This is a genomic window from Gemmatimonadaceae bacterium, from assembly GCA_020851035.1.
Taxonomy (GTDB): domain Bacteria; phylum Gemmatimonadota; class Gemmatimonadetes; order Gemmatimonadales; family Gemmatimonadaceae; genus JACMLX01.
The window spans coordinates 164693-187448 of record JADZDM010000007.1; the positions used below are offsets into that span (position 1 = coordinate 164693).

Consider the following 22756-nt stretch of genomic DNA (forward strand, 5'->3'; position numbering starts at 1 on the left):
GACGCTGCCCTCCGGCGAAGCAGGGGTGCTTCTGCGCTCGTCACCGCGCCACCGCACGCTGGGCAGTCGGTGCCAGGCGCGTCACCTCACTTGACCGAGACGGTCACCGAGGTGGTTCCGACGGCGAGGCTGCCTTTCCGTGCCGTCACGGTGACCACGATGCTGGCCGCCGAGCCGAACGTGATCACCTGGCGTCGCAGGTTGGTGCCGGCCATCGTGGCGACATTGCCGAGCTTCCACGCGTAGACCAGCGTCGGCGCGTCGGCGGCGGTGACACCGGCCGGCACGCCCGCAGTGATCGTGCAGGTCCGCGCCACGCAGCTCGAAGTGAGCGACATCGTGGCAGCGGGTGCCGGAGTGGCCGGCGCCGGGGCTGGGATCGGTGCGGGGGCCGGCGTCGTGCCGGCGACGGGCAGGCGACGCAGCGTGAGCAGTCGGTTCGGCGTGCCCGCCATCAATCCCTGTATCCCACCGCTCGTACTCTCCGCGATCAGCCAGGCTGCCACCGCATCCGGCGTGGCGGCCTTGTTCACGCCGAGGTACGCCGCCGCCGCGCCAGCGACGAAGGGCGTGGACATCGAGGTCCCGGAGCCGATCACGCCGGCAGCGTCGGACGACGAGCCGGCACCGAGGATCCGCTCACCCGGCGCGCTGAGGTCCACGCACCTGCCGCCATTCGAGAAGGCGGCGCGGATGTCGACGGCGCCGTTCGCCGTGGCGCCGACGGTGATCGCGCCCGGCGCGCGGGCCGGGGAGGTGCCACAGGCGTCCGCGCCCTCGTTGCCGGCGGCCACCGCCACCACGATGCCGGCGGCACGCAGGCGATCCACGAGGGCATCGACCACCGTGCTGCCGCCACGGAAGCCAAGGCTCATGTTCGCCACCATCGGCCCGGCCACGCGCCGCTTCTCCGCGATCACCCAGTCGACGCCGCGTGCGAGCTCCACGTTCGTGCCCGACCCCTGCGCGTTGAGCACCTGCACGTCGAGCAGCTGCGCCAGCGGTGCCGTACCGAAGGTGGTGCCCGCGGCCAGCGACGCCACGTACGTGCCGTGCCCCTGCACATCCCCGCTGGTCTTGGCCCTGGCGGCGAAGGCATCGTAGCCGCCGACCACGCGCCCGCGCAGGTCGGAGTGCGTCCAACGGATGCCGGTGTCGAAGATGGCGATGCGCACGCCGGCGCCATCGGTGCCGAAGCGCGTGACCCTGCCATTCAGCGGCAGCGCCACCTGGTCGATGCGATCGAGGGCCCACGACGACGTCGTGACAAGGCCGGTCACGCTCGAATGCATCTCACGCACGGGCTCCACGAGCGCGACGGCCGGGTCGGCGCGCAGCGCCCGTGCGTCAGCCGTGGTGCCGCTCAGCACCGCGGCGTGGAGTGACGTGAGCACTTCCACCGCCGGCTCCACCTCCACCACCCTGGCGCTCACACCCGGTGCGGAAATGGTGGCGCTCGTGCGCAGCGACGGCAGCCCGCGCACGATGCGGCCGATGGCGGCCGACGCATCGCCGGTGGTGTCGCGCAGCAACACGATGTACGACGTCGGCCGCTCGGCCGGTGCCGACGAGGCGGAGGTGGCCGTCGGGCCGTCAGTGCAGCCGGCGAAGATGAGTGCGGTGACGGCGAGGACGCCGGACGACAGGGGAAAACGGGACACGACAGCGCTCCATTCCGGGATGGTGGCACATGTCGTCCGACCTGCGCATGGCATCGCGGACGCCCCAGGGGTCGCCGCGGATGTGTCTGTGCTTCGGTGACCGCCCGGGCTCGGGCGAACCGAGCTGGCTGGCTGTGCGGACCGCCGTCACCGGCGGGGTGCTCTTATCGGACAACGAGACCAGAAGCAGTCTCGACCATTCAGCTCAATACTTGAGTTCGTTGAGCCCGATTGCCCGCGCCGTCTGTTTCGGCGGGGTCAGGCGCTGGCCGGCATCCCGTCGTCGTCGCAGTGCCGGCCCTGCACGGCGGTGAGCATGGCGAGGGCCTCCCGGGTGGCCGCCACGTCGTGGGTGCGCACGATGCGGGCACCGGCCTGCACCGCCAGCACGTGGGCCACCACGCTGCCGATCACACGGCGGCGTGCCTCGGCCACCCCGGTGGCGAGGCCGATGAAGCGCTTCCGTGAGGCACCGACGAGCAGCGGGTACCCGACGGCACCGAGCCGGGCCAGCCCGCGCAGTAGCGCCAGGGAGTGCTCGGGGGTCTTGGCGAAGCCGAGGCCGGGGTCGAGCACGATCGCGTCCGACGTCACGCCTGCCGCGCGCGCCAGCGCGACCTGCGCGCCGAGTTCCGAGAGCACGGCGGGCACCGGGTCGTGCCCGTAGGCGGCGTGCACGTATGTCGCCATCTCGCTCACCGCGCCGCGTGAGTGCATCAGCACCAGCCCGGCCCCGGTCTCGGCCGCGAGCGGGAAGAGCTGCGGATCGAGCCGGCCGGCCGACACGTCGTTGATGATGTGCGCGCCGGCCGCGAGCGCGGCGCGTGCCACAGCGGCCTTGGTGGTGTCCACCGACACGAGGAGCGCGGGGCAGTGCTCGCGCACTGCCTCGAGCACGGGGAGCACGCGGTCCAGCTCCGTCGCGAGCGGAACCGCGCGCGCGCCCGGCCGGGTGGACTCACCACCGATGTCGATGATGGTGGCGCCATCGCGGAGCGCGCTCGCCGCGTACTCCACGGCCAGCGCGACCGAGTAGCGCTCGCCACCGTCGCTGAAGGAGTCCGGCGTGACGTTGCAGATCGCCATGATCTGCGGCGTGGAGAGGTCGAGGACCGTGTCACGCAAACGCCACCGCGCCGCAGGTGCGGCCGGTGGCGTCCGGGTGCTGGCGCCGTCTTCGCGCCGCGGCATCAGCGCAGTCGGCGTGCCGCTGCGCGCGCCCTCATGCCGGCTGGATGCCGGGCCCGCCGAGCAGTGGCGGCGCGATCCGCTTGGGCTCGGGCACCTGCGCCACGACCGGGGGCGTGACCACCGGCGGGGTGAGGCTCGAGGGCGGGTCGATGCGGGGCGGGAGGATCTGACCCTGCACCAGCAGCCCGATGTCCTCACGGGTCAGCGTCTCACGCTCGAGCAGGTTCTTCGCCAGCGAATGCAGCAGGTCGATGTTCTCCTCGAGTGCGGCCTTGGCGCGGTTGTACGCCTCCTTGATCACGCGGCTGACTTCCGCATCCACGAGCTGGGCGGTCTTCTCGCTCACCTCGCGGCGGCTCGTCAGCTCACGGCCGAGGAACATTTCCTGTTCGTTGTCGCCGACGAGGATCGGCCCGACGGCATCCGAGAGCCCCCACTGCGACACGTAGCGCCGCGCGATGCCGGTGGCCTGCTGGATGTCGCTGCTGGCACCGGTGGTCACGTGGTCCCGACCGAAGATCAACTCCTCGGCCGTGCGTCCGCCGTACGCCATCACGAGGCGTGCCTCGATCTGCTCACGGGTCACACTCACGCGATCGTCTTCCGGCAGCGTGAACGCGACACCGAGTGCGCGGCCGCGCGGCACGATCGTGACCTTATGCAACGGATCGTTGCCCTTGATCTTGATCGCGCAGACGGCGTGTCCGGCCTCGTGGTACGCGGTCAGGCGGCGCTCCTCGTCGCGCATCACGAGCGACTTGCGCTCGGCGCCGAGCTGCACCTTGTCCTTCGCCTCCTCGAGGTCGGTCATGTAGATCTTGTCGTGCCCGCGGCGCGCGGCCAGCAGCGCGCCCTCGTTCACGAGGTTCGCCAGGTCCGCACCCGCCATGCCCGGCGTGCCCTTCGCCAGCGACGTCACGTCGACGTCATCGGCGATCGGCTTGTTGCGGATGTGCACGCGCAGGATGCCCTCGCGGCCGCGCAGGTCCGGCGCGTCGACCACGATCTGGCGGTCGAAGCGGCCCGGGCGCAGCAGTGCGGGATCGAGCACGTCGGGACGGTTGGTCGCCGCGATCAGGATCACGCCTTCGTTGGACTCGAAGCCGTCCATCTCGACCAGGAGCTGGTTGAGCGTCTGCTCGCGCTCGTCGTGGCCACCGCCCATGCCCGAGCCGCGGTGACGGCCCACGGCATCGATCTCGTCGATGAAGATGATGCAGGGTGCGCTGGCCTTGCCCTGCTCGAACAGGTCGCGCACGCGGCTGGCACCGACGCCGACGAACATCTCGACGAAGTCCGAGCCCGACATGCTGAAGAACGGCCGGCCGGCCTCACCGGCCACGGCACGTGCGAGCAGCGTCTTGCCGGTGCCCGGGGGACCCACCAGCAGGGCGCCCTTCGGCAGGCGGCCACCGAGCTTGGTGAACTTCTGCGGGTCCTTCAGGAACTCGATGATCTCCTGCAGCTCGACCTTGGCCTCGTCGGCGCCAGCGACATCGGCGAACGTCACCTTGGGGGTGTCGCCGGTGAGGAGCTTCGCCTTCGACTTGCCGAACGAGAAGGCCTTGGCGCCGCCGGCCTGCATCTGGCGGAAGAGGAACAGCCAGAAGCCGAACAGCAGCACGTACGGGAGGATGTTGATCAGCACCGAGGCGATCGACGTGCGCGCCTGCTTGGCGCTGACGTCGACGCCGGCGTTGCGCAGCGCCTTCTTGTCGTCATCGGAGATCTCGCTGACGAGGGCGGCGGAGAAACGGGAGATCTCCTTGCCCTCGACGTTGATCGGGACCTTGGTCTCGACCTGCACCTCGCGCCCGTCCACCACGACCACCTTCTTCAGGTTGCCCTTGGTGAGCTCGCGGTCGTAGAGCGTCCAGCTCAGCACCGGCGTGTCGGCCCCGCCCCGTGACGTGATCGTCACGAAGGTCACCGGGATGAGGATGATGAGGACCCAGAAGGCAAGCGTCTTCGAGAACTTGCCCCAGTTGAATCCGCCGCCCTTGTTCGGGCTCGGGTTGTTCGGCATGACGGGCATCTACAACAGGCTCGCAATGTAGGGAACGTGACGGAAGCGCTCGGCGTGGTCCAGGCCGTACCCGACCAGGAACTCGTTCGGCGCATCAAAACCAACGAACCGCACCGGGTGCGACAACTCGGTCGCGATATGCTTGTGCAGCAGCGCACAGATCTCGAGCGACGCCGGTTTCCGCTCACTCAGCAGTTCGACGAGGCGCCCCAGCGTGCGCCCCGAGTCCACGATGTCCTCCACCAGCAGGATGTGCCTGCCCTCGAGCTTCGTCTCCGGGTCGTACAGCAGGCGCACGACGCCGCTCGAGACCGTGGCATCGCCATAGCTCGACGCGACGAGGAAGTCGACCGCGAGCGGCCGGTGCACCTGCCGCACCAGGTCACTCACGAAGATGAAGCTGCCCTTCAGGAGGCCAAGCACAAGGAGATCGCCGTCCGGATACGCCTCGGTGATCTGCGCCCCGAGCTCCCGGCACTTCTCCGCCAGGGTGGCCTCGTCGTACACGATCCGCTTGACAGCACGTCCTTCCAGCCGTGGGTCCACCTTCAGCACGTCGCTCACCGCTTCAGAGATCTCCCGATGACGTCGGTCATCGCGTTGCGCGTCGTTGCGGCACACCCATCGTACCCAGACGATCACATTGCCGGGACTGCGCCTGAACGCTCACCCCCAGGCCAGGGGACTCGGGCGCCGGAAGCGCTGTCGCAAGATAAAGCTCCTTCACGCTCCGCGTGGTGCCCGCCGATCGGACGGGGAGACCGCCGCAGGAACTGCTCCAGCCCGCTCCATGGACCACTCGTCCCGCCGGCTGGTCACGCGGACGCCGCCTGCCAGCGGCATGCCCTGCCCCGTCACCCGGTGAGTAGTAAACGATGCGAGACGGGCTGTTCCTCGACGGTCGAGCGCGACGCCGATGCGGCCGGCCACCTCGGGCCAGCAGAGTGCGGCCTCGTCCCGATCGGGGAGGCGCCGCGGGTCGCGCGGCACGCTGACGCGAAGACCGCCGTCCTCCACGCGCGGCTGCCAGTGCCGGTCCACGAGTCGGGCCACATCCAGCCGCCAGGTGGCCGCCCGTGTCCCCACTGACAGCAGCCACGCCCGGAACCCCGGCTCGGCGCGCTCCAGTGCCGGCAGGAGGTCGAGGCGGACGCGGTTCCGCAGGTGGCGGCGATCCAGGTTGGAGGGGTCGTCGCGGAACGGCACGCCGAGGGTCAGCGCCCGGTCGCGAACCACCGCGCGCGGCCAGTGAAGCAGTGGGCGACGCACCGGCCCCGGGGCCAGCAGTCCGGCCAGGCCGCGGACGCCGGCGTGCCGAAGCAACCGGATGAACACCGTTTCCACCTGGTCATCCTCAGAGTGCGCCGTAGCCACCGGCGCCCCGAACTCGGCCGAGACCGCAGCCAGGAACTCCCAGCGGGCCGCGCGCCAGGCGGCTTCGCGGCGCGGGAGGGCGTGCGCCGCGGCCCCCGTGCGGACCGGGATGTCACGGGGCCCGGCCCAGGCGGCCACCAGCGCCACCGCGTCGCGGGCGGCCCGCCCCGTCCCGTGATCGAAGGTCGCGATCGCGGCCACCATCGACGGCTGGGACTCGAATACCTCGGCCGCCATCACCATCGAGTCCGCGCCACCCGACACGGCCAGCACCACCGGCCGTTCGAACGATGCCACCAGCCACCTCTCGCGCGGCGACGACGGTGCCGTTAGGATTCCGCCCAGACCCTCAACCGGTGGAGCGGGCGTGGAAACGAACGGCATTCTCGGCACCCTGTGGATGGGAATCGGCCTTGGCGCGTACTTCCTGGCACTGACCTGGATCAACGTGCTGCTCGGATCGTTCCTGTCACCGCTGTTCATCGTGCCGATGACCTGGCTGCAGGACAAGGTCTCCGGAAAGCCGGCACCGCGCAGCTAGCGCGTCCGCGCAGCTAGCGCGTCCGCGCTCGTGAGAAAGGCAGCGGGGCGTCCTCGGATCGAGGGCGCCCCGCTGTGTCTTGTCCACCGTCGGCGTCAGTCGCCGTTGGTCACCGGCTGCCCGTAGACCTCGTGTGCGGGCAGCACCACACGCTGCCCGAGCGTGATCGCCTGCCCGGCGAACTCGGCCAGCCCGCCGCCATGGTAGCCTTCCTCGCGGTGTTCGGTCGTGTCCACGCCCGCCAGCTCGTCGGCGAGGGTGAGCCGGATGCGGGTGACGGCATTGACGAGCATGACCACAGTGGGCGTCATCACGGAGACGAACGCGATCGTCGCCAGGACGGCGATCACCTGCACGCCGAGCAGGTGGGCGTTGCCGACCAGCAGGCCATCGGCGCCGTCCTTGTTGATGCCCTTCGTCGCGAAGACGCCGGTGGCGAGTGCCCCGACGATGCCGGCCACACCGTGGCAGGCGAAGACGTCGAGGGCGTCGTCGATCCTGGTGCGCGCGCGGAGCTGGATCGCGACGTAGGCGCCGGCCGAGCCGAGGCAGCCGATGGCGACGGCACTCAGCGGCGAGACGAATCCGGCGGCCGGCGTGATCGCGACGAGCCCTGCGACGGCGCCGGTGGCGGCGCCAACCGCCGTCGCGTGGCGAGTGCGGACCCATTCCACCGCCACCCACGCCAGCAGGCCGGCCGCAGCGGCGGTGTGCGTGGTGATGGCGGCGTTCGCCGCGATGCCGTTGGCGGCGAGGGCCGAGCCGGCGTTGAAACCGAACCAGCCGAACCAGAGCACACCCGCGCCGAGCAGCGTGAGCGGGACGTTGTGCGGCAGGATCGCGGTGCGTCCCGAATCGTGGCGCCGGCCGAGCATGCGCGCGAGGATGAGCGCCGCCACGCCGGCGCTGATGTGCACGACGGTGCCACCGGCGAAGTCCAGCGCGCCGAGGGAGCGCAGCCAGCCGCCATCGGCCCACACCCAGTGCGCCAGCGGCACGTAGACGAGCGCGCCCCACAGCAGTGCGAAGAGCAGGAATGCCGGGAAGCGCATCCGCTCCACGACCGCGCCGCTGATGAGCGCGACGGTGATGCCGGCGAACATCATCTGGTAGGCGGCGTAGAGCACGTGCGGCACGGCGGCGGTGTAGGTGGGGTTCGGGTCGCCACCGACGCCGGCGAGGCCGATCCAGGCGAATCCACCGAGCCAGGACGAGCCGGGCGAGAACGCCAGCGAGTAGCCCGCCACCACCCAGAACACCGACATCACCGCCAGCGCACCGAAGCTCATGAGCATCGTGTTCAGCACAGCGCGGTTGCGCGTGAGGCCACCGTAGAAGCAGGCGAGCCCCGGCACCATCATCAGCACCATCGCGGTCGAGACGAGCACCCACGCCGTGTCGCCAGCCACCAGTGTCGACACTGGCGTCATGACGCCACCTGCCGCTGCGCAAGTCGCTGCACGGCGTCGGCGGTGACGGGGGTGAGGGCGGCGGTGTCCTCCTCGCCGGTGCGGATGCGCACGACACGGTCGAGGTGCTGCACGAAGATCTTGCCGTCACCGACGTTGCCGGTGCGGGCCGACGAGAGGATGGCTGCGATGGTCGGCTCGACGTAGTGCTCGGAGACCGCCATCTCGACCTTCACTTTCTCGTGGAACTCGAGGACGACCGTCTCGGCGCGATACTGCTGCACCACCTCGCGCTCGCCACCATGGCCGGAGACGCGGGAGAAGGTGACACCGGTGACACCGGCTCTGAAGAGTGCGGCCTTCACGTCGGCAAGGCACTCGGGTCGGATGATCGCAGTGATCAGCTTCATGGGCGGCGCATTCCCCGTGATCGGTGAGAGGCGAAGAGGGCTGGAGGCCGGCGGCGGCGTTCTGTCGCATGATGGCGAGATCGGGTCCGGAATGCTATGCGGCACCGGGGGCGGGCCCGGCGCCGCGGGAGGCGGGCATCGTCGGTGCCGCTATCCTTGGGATCTGCCCCGACCGGGGGGCGGCCGGACCCCGACCCCGTGATTCATGCACCACCCCGTTCCACCCGCCGCAGTCGCGCCGCGACGCCTGGCCCTCGCGACCCTCCTGCTGACCCTCGCCGCGGCGGCGCTGCCCCTGACGGCGCAGGACATCATCCGCAGCGACCAACCCTGGCGCACCATCCGCACCCGCTGGTTCGACGTGCACTACCCGCTCGACACGGAGCGCTGGGCCCTGGATCTCGCACCGCAACTGGATGCGGTGCGGGACTCGGTGCGCGCCGTGGTGGGCCACGCGCCGGCGGGCCGCACGACCATCGTGATCGACGATCCGTACAACCAGGCGAACGGCAAGGCGATCCCGCTGCTGGGGGCACCGGTGATCCATCTCTGGGTCACGCCGCCCGGCCCGTCGGACCAGATCGCGAACCACCGTGGATGGGGGCTGAAGCTCGTGGTTCATGAGTTTGCGCACATCGCGCACCTGTCGCGCCCGGTCCGGGGGCGCTCGCAGTGGTACTGGCACGCGCTGCCCGCGCAGGTGAGCCCGATCGCGGTCCGGACGCCGCGATGGGCGATCGAGGGCTACGCGACGTGGGTCGAGGGCCGCGTGACCGGCAGCGGACGCCCGCATGGCGCGTGGCGACCGGCGCTGCTGCGCGAGCTCGCACTCGCTGGCCGCCTCCCCGGTTACGGCGCGATGAGCGCGGGCGGCGGGTACAAGGGGGGCAGCATGGCCTACCTCGCCGGCTCGGCATTCTGGGAGTGGCTGGCGGCCCAGCGCGGGGACAGCTCGATGTCGCTGGTCTTCCGCCGGCAGACGGCGCGCACGAAACGATCGTTCGACGAGGCGTTCGGCGGTGTGTACGGCGAATCGCCGGCCGCGATGTACGCGCGCTTCTCGGCCGAGCTCACGATGAAGGCCTTCGCGGTGGACACGGCGTTGCGTCGCGCCGGCCTGGTGACGGGCACGCGGCTGGCCCGCTTCACCGGCGCCGTGGGCGGGCCGGCGGCCACGCGCGACGGACGCCGGATCGCGCTGTCACTTCCGGGCACGGGCGGCCGGGCGCCGCGCATCATCGTGACGCGCCCCGACACGCAGCTGGTGACGCCGCGGGAGCGCGAGGCGGAACGCGCGCGCCTGGCCCGTGACACGGCCGACGTGGCCGCGATCCGCACCGTGCCGCGGCTCGCCGTGCCCACCGCGACCCTGACACCACGGCGCGGCCGCGTGTTCGGCAACCCGCGCTTCATCGATTCCACCGGCACGCTGCTGCTGCTCGAATCGTGGAGCGTGCGCCGCGACGGCTCGCAGCGTCCCGACCTCGCGATCTGGAACGCGGCACGGGGCACGGTGCGATTCGTCACCGACGGCGCCGCGGTGCAGGATGCAGATCCGTCACCCGACGGCACGCGGGCGGCAGCGGTGCGGTGCACCGGCGGGAGCTGCGACCTCGTGCTCGTGACGCTCGGCACCGGCGCGGTGACCACGCTGGCGGCGGGCTCCCCGGTGCGCGTCTTCAGTCACCCGCGCTGGTCACCCGACGGCCGCAGCGTGGTGACCGGGGTGCAGGAGGCCGACGGACTCTGGCGACTGGCGATGCTGGACACCGGCAGCGGCGTGCTGCGGATCGTGACACCGGACGACGACGTGAACCGCCACTCCGCGAGCTTCGATGCCAGCGGCACGGAACTGATCTACGTGAGCGAGGCGGGCGGCATCCCGAACGTCGAGTCGCTGCGGCTGTCGGATGGCGCACGCACGCAGCGCACGCGCGTGGCCGGCAGCGTGTACGAGCCCACGCCACTCGGCGCGGGCGCCGTGTTGTTCCTGGTCGAATACGCCGGCGGGATGGAGCTGCAGCGCATCGACAGCGGGACCGTGGTGCGCGGGGAGACGCCGGAGGTGGCGGCGCAGCAGCTCGTGCCCGCGATGCCACGCCCGCGCGAACCCGGCATGCGCCTGCCCGCGGACAGCATTGCCGCGCCGGCGCGGTACGGCGCGGGCCCGCGACGCCTGCGCCTGGTGGGACAGTTCGCGTGGGCGCGCGAGGGACTCACGTCGAGCGTGACCATCGCCAGCGCCGACCCGGCGAACCGGCTCACCTGGCTGCTCACCGGCTTGGCGGGCAGCGAGGCGGCGTGGCGGGGCGGCGTGGCGAGCGGTGCCTGGTACGGCTCGCGGCCGGCGCTCCGCGCCGAGGCGTTCTGGCTGGAGCAGCGGGCCACGCGGCAGGCGGGCGCGGGGCGGCTGGCGGCGACCGACGCGCGGATGGCGGGCGCATCGCTCGCTGCGGAGCTGCCGATTGCCGGCTCATCGGCCGCCCACCGGCTGTACACGAGCGCGTTCCTGGGCGCCGCGCAGGCGGCGGGAGGCGAGGTGCAGACGCGTGCGCTGGTCACCGCGCAGTATGGCATGGGTGGCGTGCTGCGGCGCCGGGTGTCAGCCGGCGGTTCGTTGCGCGGCACGGCAGGACAGCTGGGCGCCGACCAGTTCACCCGCGGCACGGCGGCGGCGTACCTGGCCGTCCGCGGGACACGGGTCGACGCGCGCCTGCACCGTGCGTCGGCGCGCACGCCGCTGAGCGAGTCGTTCACGGTCGGTGGCTTCGCGCCGCCGGTGAGCGACGAGGCGTCGCTGTCGCAGCGCGTCGGCGCGCCGTCACTGCCGGTAGGCGTGCTGCGTGCACGGTCGGTGAACGAACTCCGGGTGAGCCATCCGATGCCGTTCCTGCCCGTCGGGTCGCTGTACGCGCACGCCGTCGGCAGCGACTGGCAGCTGCGCCGGCACTCCGTGGCGCTGGGCCTGGAGCAGGGCGTGGCGCTGGACCATCTCGGCATCGTGGGGCTGCCGCGCATGCGGGTGCTGGCGGGCATCGCGCGGGTGCTGCGTGGCCCCGTGCGCAACAGCAACTCCGCCTACCTCGCGTTCGGCTGGCGACCGTGAGCGGGCGGCGGGGCGGCGGCAACGCAGATGGCCCGCACACCGGGGAGGGTGTGCGGGCCATCTGGTGCGATGCGTGTGCCGTGCGCCCCGGGTGGCGCCGTCGCGGCGCCCGTGCGCCGGCTACTTCGAGACGTGCGCGCGGAAGGAGCGCACGATGGCCGTGACGGTGTCGAACCAGACCTTGACCGACTCGTCGCTCACGCCGCCCTCGAGGTCGAAGTCGAGCTCCACGCACGGATCGCCATCGGTGTCGATGTAGGCGCGGCCGAAGCGCTTGCTCTTGTTCCACTCGTTGATGGTGTTCACGTTCGCCGAGGTGCCGCGCAGCCCGAAGTAGGCCTGCATGGTCTGGCCGGAGATGAAGAACACGATCTTGCTGCCGTTGTTCTCGACGACGACGTTGCCACGTTCGTTCACCTGCCCCGACAGCCCCTTGTCACGCAGCAGGCCGGTGAGCTGCTCGGCGGTGATGCGCTCGCGCATCTGCTGGGCGGAAACGGGGCCTGCGAGCACGAGTGCCACGGCGGCGACTGCGAACCACCGGAGCGAGCGCATGACGGACATTGTCCTACCTCTGGGAGTGAGTGTTCTGGTTGTCTGAGCCGGTGCACGACGCACCGTACTCTACCGCTCGCCATCTGCGGGGACCATCACCCGAGCGGGTGAGACGTCCGGCCGGTCCAGCGGCACCGCACCAACGCGCGTCTCACCTGACGCGCCGGCCCCCCGGCCGGAAACCTGCGGACACCGTGATCCTCAGGTGACGTGCTGCCCTGCCCCCGGAAAGACACGGGCGGGTCCCGCACTTGTCCATCAGGGGGTTGCCGGACTCACACCCGCGGCCATCCCGGCGGCCCTGCCGGTGCACCACGCCCAGAGGAAGTTGTAGCCGCCGATGGGGCCGAAGGCGTCGAGCACCTCCCCGCAGAGGAACAGGCCGGGGTGCCGGCGGCTCTCCATGGTGCGGTGGTCGATCTCGGCGAGGCTCACGCCCCCGCCGGTGACCTCCGCCTTGCGGTATCCCTCGTCGCCGGCCCAGGGCAGCTCGCCGCGGACCAGCGTGTCGACGAGGCGGATCCGTTCCTCGCGTCGCAGTTCGCTGAGTGGCCGCAGGGGATCCACGCCCGCGCGGGCCAGCAGCACGGCGGCCAGGCGCTCGGGCATCTCGGCGCGCACGGCACCGCCGGCGGTGCGCGCGCCATGTGGCTGCAGCCGCGCCGTCCACTCGTCGTCGCCGAGCGGTGTCCACCGGACGGCGAGCGTCGCACGCACGCCGTCGCGCGCCTTCGCCCGCACGGCGATGTGCGACACGTTCAGCACCGCTGGGCCGCTGTAGCCGCGATGCGTGAAGAGGAAGCCGCCGGTGGCGGTGGCACTCTCACCGGCGGCCTTCGCCGTGATCGTCACCGGGAGCGAGATGCCGGCGAGTTCGGTGAAGGCGTTCGGCTCCACCGTGAACGGGGTGAGGGCGGCATAGGTGGGATGCATGGTGTGCCCCATGCGCCGGAGCAGGGCGAGTCCGCGCCCATCACTCCCGGTGGCCGGCACGGACAGCCCGCCGGTGGCGACGATCACCGCGTCGGCGGGGAAGGTCCGGCCGTCGTCGCCCGTGACCACCCACTGCGCCTCGTGCCTTTCCACGTCCGCGACGGCAGTGCCCATCACCATGCGCACGCCGGCACGCGCGGCAGCCGTCATCAGGCCATCGCGCACGTCCCGCGCCTTGTGCGACGCAGGGAACAGCTTGCGCGACTCGACCTCCTCCTCGAGCGGGATGCCCAGGTCCTGCTCGAAGAACGCGACCTGGTTCGCGAGCGGCCAGGACCGGATGACGCGACGGAGGATGTTCGGTGAGGAGTCGGTGATGAACCGCTGCTCGTCCACACGTGCGGGGAGGACGTTGCAGCGCCCGCCGCCGCTGATCAGGATCTTGCGTCCGCCATCCTGGGTGCGCTCGATGAGCGTGGTGGCGGCGCCCGCCCGCGCGGCGAAGATCGCCGCCATGGTGCCGGCTGCGCCGGCCCCGATCACGACCACGCGCTTCATGCGGTGACCCCGGCAGCGGGTGCGGCGGGCGGCCCTGGCGCGGGCGGAATGGCAAGCAGGTTCACGGGCATGCGACCGGGCTGAAAGACCGGTGCAAGCTACTCCCGGCCGGCCAGGGCGTGCGTTGCCCGAGGCGCCGGAGCGCGCGACCGCCGCGGGCCGATTACCTCGCCCCGATCCGCGCGTCTAGGGAGCGTTGGCGCGGCGCGGATGGCCCGGCCGGCGGCAGTCAAGTTGACGCCGGAAGGGCCGATACTCGCGCGCAGTGGACCGGGTGGACACGCCGATGTGGCCGCCTGACCGAACCCCTCGCCCCAAGAGGCTGCGATGATTGCAGTGGTCATGCTGGTCACGATGCTCGGTTCCGCGCTGCTCCTGCACTCCTGGCGACGTCCGAAGCCGGCGCGGATCACGTACCCACGCGCCCAACGGTCGCGGGGTCGCCATGTTCGCTGACGACCTGCTCGACGAGGACGGGTGCAGCGACTGCGCCGATGAGGGGGTGGTGCTGGACGGCCCGGCAACGCTGCTCCGCGCGCTGATCGACGTCGAGCCGTCGCTGCCGGCCTTCACGTCAGCGCTGTGGCGCGGGCTGGTGGGTGGCGGTGCGCTCGAACACCGCGCGAACTCCCTCGCCGTGCTCAGTCCAGAGACGGCCTGAGACGATCGTCGTCCGGCCGGCGCGCACCACCACGCCGGGCAGGCTGAGCACCCGCATCCCCGCCGCGTCCACGAGCAGTTCGTGGGTGCCGGCGGGGATGCGCATGCGCACCAGGGCAACGTCACCGGGCAGCAGTGTCCAGGCGCGGGTATCCGCACGCTCGAGCGCCGTCCCCGCCACGTTGGCAAACATCCGCGCCAGCGAGCCCGCAGCCCGCGCCGCGTCGCCGTCACCGCGCTTCTTCTTCTTCTTGCCGTCATCCGAGTCGTTCTTCGCGGCCGCCTCGGCCGCCGCCTCCACGGCGCGTGCCGCGAGGTACTTGGTCACGGCGCGCGAGAGCGTGCGGGACATCAGCGCACCTCGGTCGCGACGGTAGTCCGCGGCGATGGCGTCGCTGATGCTGGCCGTGACATCAGCCGAGGCGCTGGCACCGCCCGCGACCACCGCGACCGTCCCGCCGCCCGCGAACGGTGCGCGGTGCAGCACCGGCCAGCTCAGGTCCAGGAGGTAGCTCACCCGTGCCTCACGCCACGGCGCATACCGGGTCTCGGTGAAGCGCCAGCTCGGCGTGTCGTCATACCACACGCCGCCATTGCGCAGCGCGGCGAAGTCTCCCAGCAGGCGCTCGGCGGCAAACCCGGCGCCGCCGGTGCCGGCGTTGTCGCCCGTGTAGATCGGCACGGTGAGGCCGACCGCGACCTTGTGTGCCACGTCACCGCGCTCGACGACGACCACCACGTCCCCGAGCGAGTCCGCGGGTGGGGTGAGGGTGGAGTCGAGCGGTGCGCCGAGGGCGATCGCATTGCGGCGTGCGACCACGGCATCGCTCCAGTCGCCGGATGCCTCGAAGGTGGCCGCCGCCAGCGCATGCAGCATGGCACGCAGCGGACGCTCGTCGCGATCGGGGCGGCCGAACGTGGCGAGCAGCGTGACCAGGCGGCGCGCCTCGACGGCCGCGCCATCGGGATCCCCGGCGGCATTCCAGGCCAGCAGCGCGTTGTAGTGCAGCAGCAGCCGCTCGTTGCGGCCGGCGGTGTACGGCAGTGCGTAGTCGTTGGTCACCATCGAGGTCGCAATGCGGCTGACGCTCTTGGTGAAGCGATCCTCACTGACGGCGAAGGCCTGGTCGAAGAGGGTGGCGGCCTCGCGCGAGTGGCCCGCATAACGCGCTGCGGTGCCCTGATAGAGCAGTCGGAGGAGCCGGTCGTCGGGGCTCAGCGGCGAGCGCCGGTTCCCCACCGCACGGAGCGCCGAGTCGGCCATGCCGCGATGCAACATGGTGCGCACGCGGTTGTCGTCCACCTGCATGCCGTTGGGCGCCGTGAGGTAGCTGCGCGCCGTGTTCGACAGCGTGGTGCACGCTGCCACCGGGGCAAGTACGACGGCCAGCAGGAATGAGCGCCACATGACGGGGAGTCTCAGCGGACGGACGGTGTGTGCGACAGCGGGTGGACCAGGGGTGGAGCGCGGCGTGGGGTCGCGGAACCGGCTGCGACCCCCCACCGGTGTGCGGGGCTCAGCGCGCCGGCGGCACGGCGGCCGACGGGTCCGGCGGCGGGACCGTCGCGGGGGCGGCAGCCGGCGCCGGCGCCTGCCGCTCGAGCACGATCAGCCGCTGCTGCGCGCGGGCGATGGCGTCGGCGAGTTGCGCATTCGCGTCACCGCGGGCGCGGATCCGCTCGATCTCGAGTGACTGGAGGAAGCGCTGGTAGCGGATCTGCGCCTCCACCGGCCGCATCTGCAGGTCCAGCATGGTGGCGACCTTGTACTCCAGCATCGGGTCGGCCCGCTTCAGCGCGAGGGCACGATCATAGCGGTCGAGCGCACGGACGCGATCACCGGCGGCGTTGAACTGGTCGCCCTCGCGGATCAGCGCATCGGCCATCGCGGTGGCGCGGCCGTCGGTGGTGGTGTCCGACGCGGACGACACGACGCGGATGCCCTGCGTCTCACGGTAGCTGACGGCCTCGAGCCGCTCGTCGTCGAACTGGACCATCACCACCTCGCCGGTGGCATCACGCGGCGAGCTGCCGAGCACGCGAGGCACCATCACGGTGGCGGCGCCGCTCTCGCGCAGCGTCCAGGCGGCGGGTGCGGTGCGGGTGGCGGCCATCGCCTGCGCCGGCGTCATGCCGAGCGAGATCTCGCCCTTCACGATGCTGGCGCAGATGGTGCCGCGGCAGGTGGCGACGGCCTTCGCATACACGCTGTCGCGCGCCTGCGTGAGCCGGGCGTTGTCGTCCGCACCGGTGGCGGAGGCGCGGTCGATGATGCGATCCTGCGACGCGGTCCTGTCACCGTTGGTGAGGATGGGGCGTTCGCGGATGCGGCGCGGGCCGTTGCAGGCGGCGAGCACCACGCCCGCGCCGAGCAGCGCACCGGCCCTGAGTGCGGCCTTGAGGGAGAGGGGGGTCATGGTCATGGCTCCGGGTTACCAGCCGATGCGGCGACGGTCGATGTACTTCTTGATCTTGTGCTGGCCGATCCAGACCTTCTGGTTGCTCTCGAGGTCCACGAGGAAGGCGTCGACCTGGTAGAAGACCACCTTCTCGCGTCCCTCGGCATCCTCGATCGCCTGGACGTCACCCTGCAGCATGTAGCTGGCGCCGCTCTCCTTGCCGATGCGGGCGCGGGTCTCGGCGCTGGCATTGGCCTGCTGGTCCTCACGCTCGTCGCGCACCTCGGCGCGCTCGTCGCGGCTGGCGACGAGGCGCACGCGGCCGCTGTTCACGTACGCGCGCTCGAGGTCCTTCACGAAGGTGCCGATCGGCACGTGCTCGAGGGTGCGGTTCCTGAAGGTGCCGACGATGACCGTAGGCGGCGTGCCGCCGTGCGCGGAGGCGTACTGCGCGCTCCACTGGCCGGTGAACGTCTGGTCGATGAGCGCATTGGCGACGAGCTTCGAGTCGACGTCGTTCCATCGACCGGAGAGGTCGGTGACGCTCGCCGGGTCGACGCGACTCACGCGCTTGTTGTTGCAGCCGGCAAGGGCAATGGCCGCCAGGCCAAGTGCCGCGGCGCGGCGCAGGGTGAATGGCAGGGAGGTGGTCATGACGTGCTCCTGAAGGGGCGAACGGTCGGAGTCGAGGCCGGGTGCTGTGCGGGTGCGGCGCCTCTGGATCCCGGTGTTGCATGGCCCGCGCCGCCCGGGCACCTTGTATAACGAATTGCGGATCAACGAGTTACACAATCAACGGCGAGGGTGTGTCCTCTCGCGGAGACACCTGCGTGTCTGCTTTTCCCACCCGTCGGCTGGCGGCGCTGCTGCTGGGAGGCGTCATGTTCGGATGTTCGGGAACGCGACCGGCCGACCTCGGTGTGCAGGCCGGCCGGCTGCGTCCCTGCCCCGGGACGCCGAACTGCGTGAGCTCCGAGGCGGGCACGCCGGCTGAGCAGTTGGTGAAGAGCTTCCCGGCTCCGGGCGGCGCGGCGGACCTCGAGCGCCTGGCCACCCTCGTTCGGGCGTGGCCGCGCACCGAGGTCGTCACCGCGACGCCGGGCTACCTCCACGCCGAATCGACCAGCCTGCTGATGCGATTCAAGGACGATGTGGAGTTCCGCTACGACGCAGCCAGCGGCGAAATCCACGTCCGGTCGGCATCCCGGCTCGGGAAGAGTGACCTGGGCGTGAACCGCAAGCGGGTGGAAGGGCTGCGCGACCAGTGGTTCGCGCGCTTCGGCGGCGCGCGGTAGGCCCGCCGCGCCCCGTCAGCGCGGCGCGTAGGCGACGACGGTGACCTCGATCAGGATGCCGCGCAGGCGCGCGCCGACGGTGGTCCGCGACGGATAGGGCGCCGTGAACGTGGCCTTCCAGATGTCGTTGACCGCGCCCCAGTCCTGCTCGTTGGTGAGGTAGACCGTGGCCGCAACGACATCGGCTAGCGTGGCTCCGGCCTGCGCGAGGATCTCGCGGATGTTCGCGAGCACCTGGACGGCTTGCGCCTCGACGGTGGCGCCGACGAGCGTGCCGGTGCGCGGATCGCGCGGCACCTGTCCCGAGACATGGATGAAGTCGCCTGCCCGCACTGCGGGCGTGTAGGCCCCGACGGGCGGCGGCACGTCATCGGGGAGGAAGATCGGTGTCCACGCACGGTCGGTCATGAGTCCGCCAGGGAGAAGGAAGGCCTGGCTGGAAGGGATAGCGCCCGCGCGAAACATTTGCTAACTCTTTCAGGCAATCGCCGCGTGCGGTGCGCAGTTCCGCCCACTGTTCAACCTGTCTCGAGGAGGTGATCCCATGGCCAGTCGCAGTCCTTCCGCCGGCTCGACCTGGGCAAACGGTCACCCGACCGTCGCCTGATCCACGTTGTCCAGGCCGTCGGCTCGTGACCGTGTCGAGCCGGCGTCGAAGGCAGATGGCCCGTCCCGCAGTCGCGGTGACGGGCCATCTCGTTTCCGGCCGCCGCGGGGCGTCGCACGTGCCGCTGTCGGCGCGCGTCGCCTGCGTGGTCAGGACGTGGGGCCGAGTGCGTTCTCCGCGTCGAGCGTGAAGCGCGGGATGTCGGAGGCGAAGCGGGACTTGTCCGCGCGTCGGAAGAAGTACTGCCCTTCCATGTAGCCGCTGGGCGACTTGAGCACGCAGAAGCTCTGGTACTCGTGGATGTGGCCTGGGGCGATCACCGGCAGCTCTCCGACCACGCCCTCCCCTTCCACCTCGGTGTCCTCGCCGTCACCGACCGAGTCGTGGATGAGCCACTTGCGCGACAGCAGCTGCGCGGCCTGGTCGCCGACATTCTCCAGCCGGACGAAGTAGGCGAACACGAACTGTGCGTGCGCCGGTTGTGATTGCGCCGGCAGGAACACCGGACGCACCGAGACGCGGATGCCGTGCGATTCACGGTAGAAGAAGGGGGGGCGCTTCACGCCCGCAAATTACCCCCCGAGGTCGACGGGCCGACAGGGCGCGTGCATGACGGCGGGGGCGCCAGTGCAGTCGAGCCCGGCATCACCGGGCTCGACTGCCGCAGGTCACGGGAAGATGCCGAGGTCCTGATAGCTGACCGCCACCTTGTTGATGGCGCTGATGAAGGCCGCCGTCCGGATGTCGGTCTTCCGGCCGTGCTTCACCCACGTGTCGCGCACCTGGTTCCAGGAGGAGATCATCGTATCCTCGAGTCCGGAGTTGACGAGGTCCTCCTCGTCGGCGCCGTGGGACAGCCGTGCCATGCGCTCGGCGCCAAGGGTCTTCCCGGTGAGGTCCTCCACCGCCTTGAGCACGTTGGTGAACGCGGTCTCCTCGAAGCGCTTCTCCATGCGCCCGAAGCGCACGTGGGAGAGGTTCTTCAGCCACTCGAAGTAGCTGACCGTGACGCCGCCGGCATTGAGGAACAGGTCGGCGAGCACCATCACGCCGCGCTGGTGCAGGATGCCGTCGGCCTCGAAGGTGGTGGGGCCGTTGGCGCCCTCGGCGATGATCCTCGCCTGGATGCGGCCGGCGTTGGCGGCCGTGATCTGGCCCTCGAGGGCGGCCGGCACGAGGATCTCGCAGGGCAGTTCGAGCGCCGCGCGGGAATCCGCGAGGAAGGTGGCGCCGGGAAAGCCCTTGATCGTGCCGTGCTCGCGGCGGTGCGCCATCACCGCCTGCAGGTCCATGCCACGCTCGTCGTGGAGCGCCCCTTCCGCCTCCGCGATCCCGACCAGCACCGCGCCCCCTTCCTGCAGGAACTTCGCGGCGTGGTAGCCCACGTTGCCGAGGCCCTGCACGATGAAGCGCTTCCCGGCGAGGCCCGGCGTGAGGCCGATGGCCTTCATGTCCTCCGCGTTGTCACACGCCTCACGCACGCCGTAGAACACGCCGCGCCCGGTGGCCTCGGTGCGGCCGCGGATGCCACCCTGGGCAATCGGCTTGGCCGTCACGCAGCCCAGCGCGTTCAGGTCACCGACGGCGAGCTGGGCGTAGGTGTCGGCGATCCACGCCATCTCCTTGCTGGAGGTGCCATAGTCCGGCGCCGGCACGTCGACGCCCGGGCCGATGAAGTTCTTCTTCCAGAGCTCGAAGGTGTACCGCCGCGTGATCCGCTCCAGCTCGGACTCGCTGAACTCCTTGCGGTTGATCTTGATGCCGCCCTTGGCACCGCCGAACGGCACGTCCACCACGGCACACTTGTACGTCATGAGCGAGGCGAGCGCCATCACCTCGTCCTCGTTGACGTTGATGGCGTAGCGGATGCCCCCCTTGGTGGGGAGCTTGTGGTGGCTGTGTTCCGCGCGCCATCCGACGATGGTGCGGATCGTGCCGTCATCGCGGAGGATCGGGAAGGTGACGCGGTAGACCGCGTTGCACTCGCGGATCTGGTTGAGGAGGGCCTGCGGATGGTTCGTGAACGTCGCCGCCGCATCGAAGGCGCGATGGACCTGACCGAGAAAGCTCTGTTCTGACATGGGGTTCAGGAGGAAGTGGGTCGAACGAGCGTGCGGCAAAGGTGCGGGGCGTGCACGGTGCAGGCCAGCCACACCGTGCGCGAGGCCGCGGCGCGTCACCACTCTGATGGTCGGCCCGGGACCAGGAACCCTTGATCCGGCGGCGCGGCGCACCGACCTCGTCCGTGCGTGCTGCGCATGACACCGGGAGGCGCCGAGGCCGCACCCGCATAGCTTGGTGGCAGGTGACCAAAGCCATCCGACCTCCGCTCGCGACGCACGGTGTGGTGCGCGCCGTCCATGCCGGGCCGATCCGGTCCCTGCGCTCACCACGCGAGCCGGATGGCCACGCCACGACCTGGCGCTCCGCGATCCTGAAGGCACCGATCACACGCGCCGACGTGCGTCTGCTGGGACTCGCGGGTGACGAGCAGAAGGAGACACGGCACCACGGCGGTCCACAGAAGGCGGTGCTGGTCTACGCTGCGGCGCACTACGACGCGCTGTGGGACGCGGTGCTCCGTCCGCACGCCGCAACGCACGCGGCGGCGCTGCGCGCGATGTCGCCATCGGTGGACGCAAGCCGGTACGGATTCGGCGCGTTCGGCGAGAACCTCACCGTGGACGGGCTCACCGACCAGACGGTGTGCCTGGGTGATGTCTGGCAGGTCGGCGACAGCGAGATGGAGATCACCGAGCCGCGTGGCCCCTGTGCGACGCTGGCGCGCCGCTGGCTCCGGCCGGCGCTGCGGCGCGAGGTGACGGAGACGGCGGCGGCAGGCTGGTACAACGCCGTGAGGCGCGAGGGAGCCGTGTCACCCGGTGACGACGTGGTGCTGCTGCGCCGGGTGCAGGAGGACTGGACCGTGGCGCGCGTGTTCGCGCTGCTGGAGTCTCCCCGCGCCACCCGCGGTGACCTCATGGCCCTGCGTGATGCGCCGGGCACGCATGCGGGGCTCCGCGAGCGGCTCACGCGGCGCGCGGCCACGCCGTCACGGACGACGGCGTGACCCGCTGGTCAGACGAGCGTGACGACGACGAAGGTGTTGGTGGCGTTCGCCGTGACCGCCCTGGCCACGAGATTGCTGGTCCGCTTCTGCCCGCCGGTCCAGACGCCGGCGGCCGAGAAGAGCGCGCCGTGGTTGGTGCACTTCCAGGTGCCCGAGGACTGCAGCGTGACCGTGGTGCCGGAGTGTGGGCAGCGGAGTGAATAGGCCGCGAAGCCGGTGGCAGTGCGGGTCAGCGCGACCGGCGGATTGGAGCTGATCTTCGCGACGCCTCCCGCCACCGCGAGCGCGGGATGGTCCGCGATCGTGATGCCGACCTGATTGGCACCGACGGGTGGATTCCCGGGTGTCGGCGTGGGCGTGGGCGCTGGCGTTGGTGTCGGAGTCGGAGTCGGGGTTGGCGTCGGCGTCGGCGTCGGCGTCGGCGTGGGTGAGACGCCCGTCAGCCGTTCCTCTGCCGACAGCTCGCCACCACCGCAGGCGCTCAACGTCAGCGCGATCGCGGTGAGGGTGGCAACCGAGACGAAGTCGCGTCGCGAGATCGCCGCGAGCTCCTCGGCCTGTCGTGCCGCCACGGCATCTGCCAGCGGGCAGCCCGGGCATTCGTGTTCGTCGGCGTGCACCTCATCGTGCGCCATGCAACTCCTCCTGGTGTGGCCCGCCCGGCTGAGCCGGGGACGGGCGCGTCAGGGCGGCCTCGCCGCCCGCGTGAGCATGTCGGGTGGCCGGCGCCATCGCGCCGGCGGTCCCGGTCAGGCCGGCACGAACGCCGCCGCCCAGCCGGCGGCATCCTCGTCGCTCTTGATGATGTTGTCCACGTCCACCACGAGCTCCGCACCGTCCCGGTGGATCGGGCGGCGATCCATGCTGCGGGTGGCGCGGCCGCGGATGTATTCGCCGTCGATGCGGTACTCCGACTTGTGCTTCGGACAGAGGAACGCCGTGTCGCCGCCCTTGATCCGCA

At 71.1% G+C, this 22756-nt stretch carries 22 protein-coding genes; 5 read left to right on the forward strand and 17 right to left on the reverse strand.

Translation table 11 applies throughout. The features are described 5' to 3' along the window. Positions 1-86 precede the first annotated feature (86 nt). From IT355_07700 to tilS, 5 genes are all read right to left on the reverse strand, one after another. Positions 87-1661, reverse strand: coding sequence for a S8 family peptidase (locus tag IT355_07700; GenBank protein ID MCC7053138.1), 1575 nt, complete (start codon positions 1659-1661; stop codon positions 87-89). Between the two features lie 258 nt (positions 1662-1919). Beyond that, on the reverse strand, positions 1920-2852 hold the full coding sequence (folP, locus tag IT355_07705; GenBank protein MCC7053139.1) for a dihydropteroate synthase: 933 nt from the start codon (positions 2850-2852) through the stop codon (positions 1920-1922). Between the two features lie 31 nt (positions 2853-2883). Further along, on the reverse strand, positions 2884-4878 hold the full coding sequence (ftsH, locus tag IT355_07710) for an ATP-dependent zinc metalloprotease FtsH (protein MCC7053140.1): 1995 nt from the start codon (positions 4876-4878) through the stop codon (positions 2884-2886). A gap of 9 nt (positions 4879-4887) precedes the next feature. After that, complete coding sequence (gene hpt, locus IT355_07715; GenBank protein ID MCC7053141.1) at positions 4888-5388, reverse strand: hypoxanthine phosphoribosyltransferase; 501 nt, start codon at positions 5386-5388, stop codon at positions 4888-4890. Positions 5389-5601: 213 nt separating this feature from the next. Further along, positions 5602-6549: a tRNA lysidine(34) synthetase TilS gene (gene tilS / locus IT355_07720; protein MCC7053142.1), complete on the reverse strand. Its 948-nt coding sequence runs from the start codon at positions 6547-6549 to the stop codon at positions 5602-5604. A 70-nt stretch (positions 6550-6619) separates the two neighbouring features. Here tilS and IT355_07725 point away from each other — a divergent pair, with 70 nt between their 5' ends. Beyond that, the gene (locus IT355_07725; protein ID MCC7053143.1) at positions 6620-6793 is read left to right on the forward strand and encodes a hypothetical protein; all 174 of its coding nucleotides are present in this window, start codon (positions 6620-6622) and stop codon (positions 6791-6793) included. Between the two features lie 95 nt (positions 6794-6888). Here IT355_07725 and IT355_07730 read toward each other — a convergent pair whose 3' ends face one another. Both IT355_07730 and IT355_07735 read right to left on the reverse strand, forming a co-directional pair. After that, positions 6889-8223 (reverse strand): ammonium transporter, encoded by a 1335-nt coding sequence (locus IT355_07730; protein MCC7053144.1) that lies wholly within the window; start codon positions 8221-8223, stop codon positions 6889-6891. Further along, positions 8220-8612: a P-II family nitrogen regulator gene (locus IT355_07735; protein ID MCC7053145.1), complete on the reverse strand. Its 393-nt coding sequence runs from the start codon at positions 8610-8612 to the stop codon at positions 8220-8222. Before IT355_07735 ends, IT355_07730 begins: the two co-directional genes overlap by 4 nt. A 205-nt stretch (positions 8613-8817) precedes the next feature. Here IT355_07735 and IT355_07740 point away from each other — a divergent pair, with 205 nt between their 5' ends. Further along, the gene (locus IT355_07740; GenBank protein ID MCC7053146.1) at positions 8818-11718 is read left to right on the forward strand and encodes a hypothetical protein; all 2901 of its coding nucleotides are present in this window, start codon (positions 8818-8820) and stop codon (positions 11716-11718) included. 120 nt (positions 11719-11838) lie between these two features. Here the strand turns inward: IT355_07740 and IT355_07745 are convergent, their stop codons facing one another. After that, entirely contained in the window at positions 11839-12273 is a 435-nt protein-coding gene (locus IT355_07745; protein MCC7053147.1) for a YbjN domain-containing protein, read from the reverse strand. A 258-nt stretch (positions 12274-12531) separates the two neighbouring features. Next, positions 12532-13764 carry an aminoacetone oxidase family FAD-binding enzyme gene (locus IT355_07750; GenBank protein ID MCC7053148.1) on the reverse strand — a complete coding sequence of 411 codons (1233 nt, stop codon included), beginning with the start codon at positions 13762-13764 and terminating at the stop codon, positions 12532-12534. A gap of 445 nt (positions 13765-14209) precedes the next feature. On the opposite strand from IT355_07750, the gene IT355_07755 reads away from it, so the two are divergent. Beyond that, positions 14210-14425 (forward strand): hypothetical protein, encoded by a 216-nt coding sequence (locus tag IT355_07755; protein MCC7053149.1) that lies wholly within the window; start codon positions 14210-14212, stop codon positions 14423-14425. Here IT355_07755 and IT355_07760 read toward each other — a convergent pair. From IT355_07760 to IT355_07770, 3 genes are all read right to left on the reverse strand, one after another. Continuing rightward, complete coding sequence (locus IT355_07760; protein MCC7053150.1) at positions 14339-15832, reverse strand: hypothetical protein; 1494 nt, start codon at positions 15830-15832, stop codon at positions 14339-14341. The two genes, IT355_07755 and IT355_07760, sit on opposite strands and share 87 nt — an antisense overlap. A 109-nt stretch (positions 15833-15941) precedes the next feature. Next, positions 15942-16841, reverse strand: coding sequence for a hypothetical protein (locus IT355_07765; protein MCC7053151.1), 900 nt, complete (start codon positions 16839-16841; stop codon positions 15942-15944). 15 nt (positions 16842-16856) lie between these two features. Continuing rightward, on the reverse strand, positions 16857-17477 hold the full coding sequence (locus IT355_07770) for a penicillin-binding protein activator LpoB (GenBank protein MCC7053152.1): 621 nt from the start codon (positions 17475-17477) through the stop codon (positions 16857-16859). A gap of 176 nt (positions 17478-17653) precedes the next feature. Here IT355_07770 and IT355_07775 point away from each other — a divergent pair, with 176 nt between their 5' ends. Continuing rightward, positions 17654-18118, forward strand: a complete 465-nt coding sequence (locus tag IT355_07775; protein ID MCC7053153.1) for a DUF1499 domain-containing protein — start codon at positions 17654-17656, stop codon at positions 18116-18118. A 15-nt stretch (positions 18119-18133) separates the two neighbouring features. Here the strand turns inward: IT355_07775 and IT355_07780 are convergent, their stop codons facing one another. The 3 genes from IT355_07780 to IT355_07790 form a co-directional block, all read right to left on the reverse strand. Continuing rightward, positions 18134-18526: a RidA family protein gene (locus IT355_07780; protein ID MCC7053154.1), complete on the reverse strand. Its 393-nt coding sequence runs from the start codon at positions 18524-18526 to the stop codon at positions 18134-18136. Between the two features lie 348 nt (positions 18527-18874). After that, a complete protein-coding gene (gene apaG / locus IT355_07785) occupies positions 18875-19288 on the reverse strand; it encodes a Co2+/Mg2+ efflux protein ApaG (GenBank protein ID MCC7053155.1) in 414 nt (137 codons plus the stop codon). Between the two features lie 105 nt (positions 19289-19393). Further along, a complete protein-coding gene (locus IT355_07790) occupies positions 19394-20806 on the reverse strand; it encodes a Glu/Leu/Phe/Val dehydrogenase (protein MCC7053156.1) in 1413 nt (470 codons plus the stop codon). 224 nt (positions 20807-21030) lie between these two features. Here IT355_07790 and IT355_07795 point away from each other — a divergent pair, with 224 nt between their 5' ends. Beyond that, on the forward strand, positions 21031-21795 hold the full coding sequence (locus IT355_07795; GenBank protein ID MCC7053157.1) for an MOSC domain-containing protein: 765 nt from the start codon (positions 21031-21033) through the stop codon (positions 21793-21795). Positions 21796-21803: 8 nt separating this feature from the next. On the opposite strand, the gene IT355_07800 is transcribed toward IT355_07795, so the two are convergent. After that, positions 21804-22430 (reverse strand): Rieske 2Fe-2S domain-containing protein, encoded by a 627-nt coding sequence (locus tag IT355_07800; protein MCC7053158.1) that lies wholly within the window; start codon positions 22428-22430, stop codon positions 21804-21806. Positions 22431-22544: 114 nt separating this feature from the next. Then, on the reverse strand, positions 22545-22756 hold a 212-nt coding region (locus IT355_07805; GenBank protein ID MCC7053159.1), incomplete at its 5' end, for a hypothetical protein.

Excerpts from the sequence above, each read along its gene's own strand:
- folP (MCC7053139.1), bottom strand. The coding sequence starts at position 2,852 with ATGCCGCGGCGCGAAGACGGCGCCAGCACCCGGACGCCACCGGCCGCA.
- ftsH (MCC7053140.1), bottom strand. The coding sequence starts at position 4,878 with ATGCCGAACAACCCGAGCCCGAACAAGGGCGGCGGATTCAACTGGGGC.
- IT355_07730 (MCC7053144.1), bottom strand. The coding sequence starts at position 8,223 with ATGACGCCAGTGTCGACACTGGTGGCTGGCGACACGGCGTGGGTGCTC.
- IT355_07735 (MCC7053145.1), bottom strand. The coding sequence starts at position 8,612 with ATGAAGCTGATCACTGCGATCATCCGACCCGAGTGCCTTGCCGACGTG.
- IT355_07740 (MCC7053146.1), top strand. The coding sequence starts at position 8,818 with ATGCACCACCCCGTTCCACCCGCCGCAGTCGCGCCGCGACGCCTGGCC.
- IT355_07745 (MCC7053147.1), bottom strand. The coding sequence starts at position 12,273 with ATGCGCTCGCTCCGGTGGTTCGCAGTCGCCGCCGTGGCACTCGTGCTC.
- IT355_07750 (MCC7053148.1), bottom strand. The coding sequence starts at position 13,764 with ATGAAGCGCGTGGTCGTGATCGGGGCCGGCGCAGCCGGCACCATGGCG.
- IT355_07755 (MCC7053149.1), top strand. The coding sequence starts at position 14,210 with ATGTTCGCTGACGACCTGCTCGACGAGGACGGGTGCAGCGACTGCGCC.
- IT355_07760 (MCC7053150.1), bottom strand. The coding sequence starts at position 15,832 with ATGTGGCGCTCATTCCTGCTGGCCGTCGTACTTGCCCCGGTGGCAGCG.
- IT355_07765 (MCC7053151.1), bottom strand. The coding sequence starts at position 16,841 with ATGACCCCCCTCTCCCTCAAGGCCGCACTCAGGGCCGGTGCGCTGCTC.
- IT355_07770 (MCC7053152.1), bottom strand. The coding sequence starts at position 17,477 with ATGACCACCTCCCTGCCATTCACCCTGCGCCGCGCCGCGGCACTTGGC.
- IT355_07780 (MCC7053154.1), bottom strand. The coding sequence starts at position 18,526 with ATGACCGACCGTGCGTGGACACCGATCTTCCTCCCCGATGACGTGCCG.
- IT355_07790 (MCC7053156.1), bottom strand. The coding sequence starts at position 20,806 with ATGTCAGAACAGAGCTTTCTCGGTCAGGTCCATCGCGCCTTCGATGCG.
- IT355_07800 (MCC7053158.1), bottom strand. The coding sequence starts at position 22,430 with ATGGCGCACGATGAGGTGCACGCCGACGAACACGAATGCCCGGGCTGC.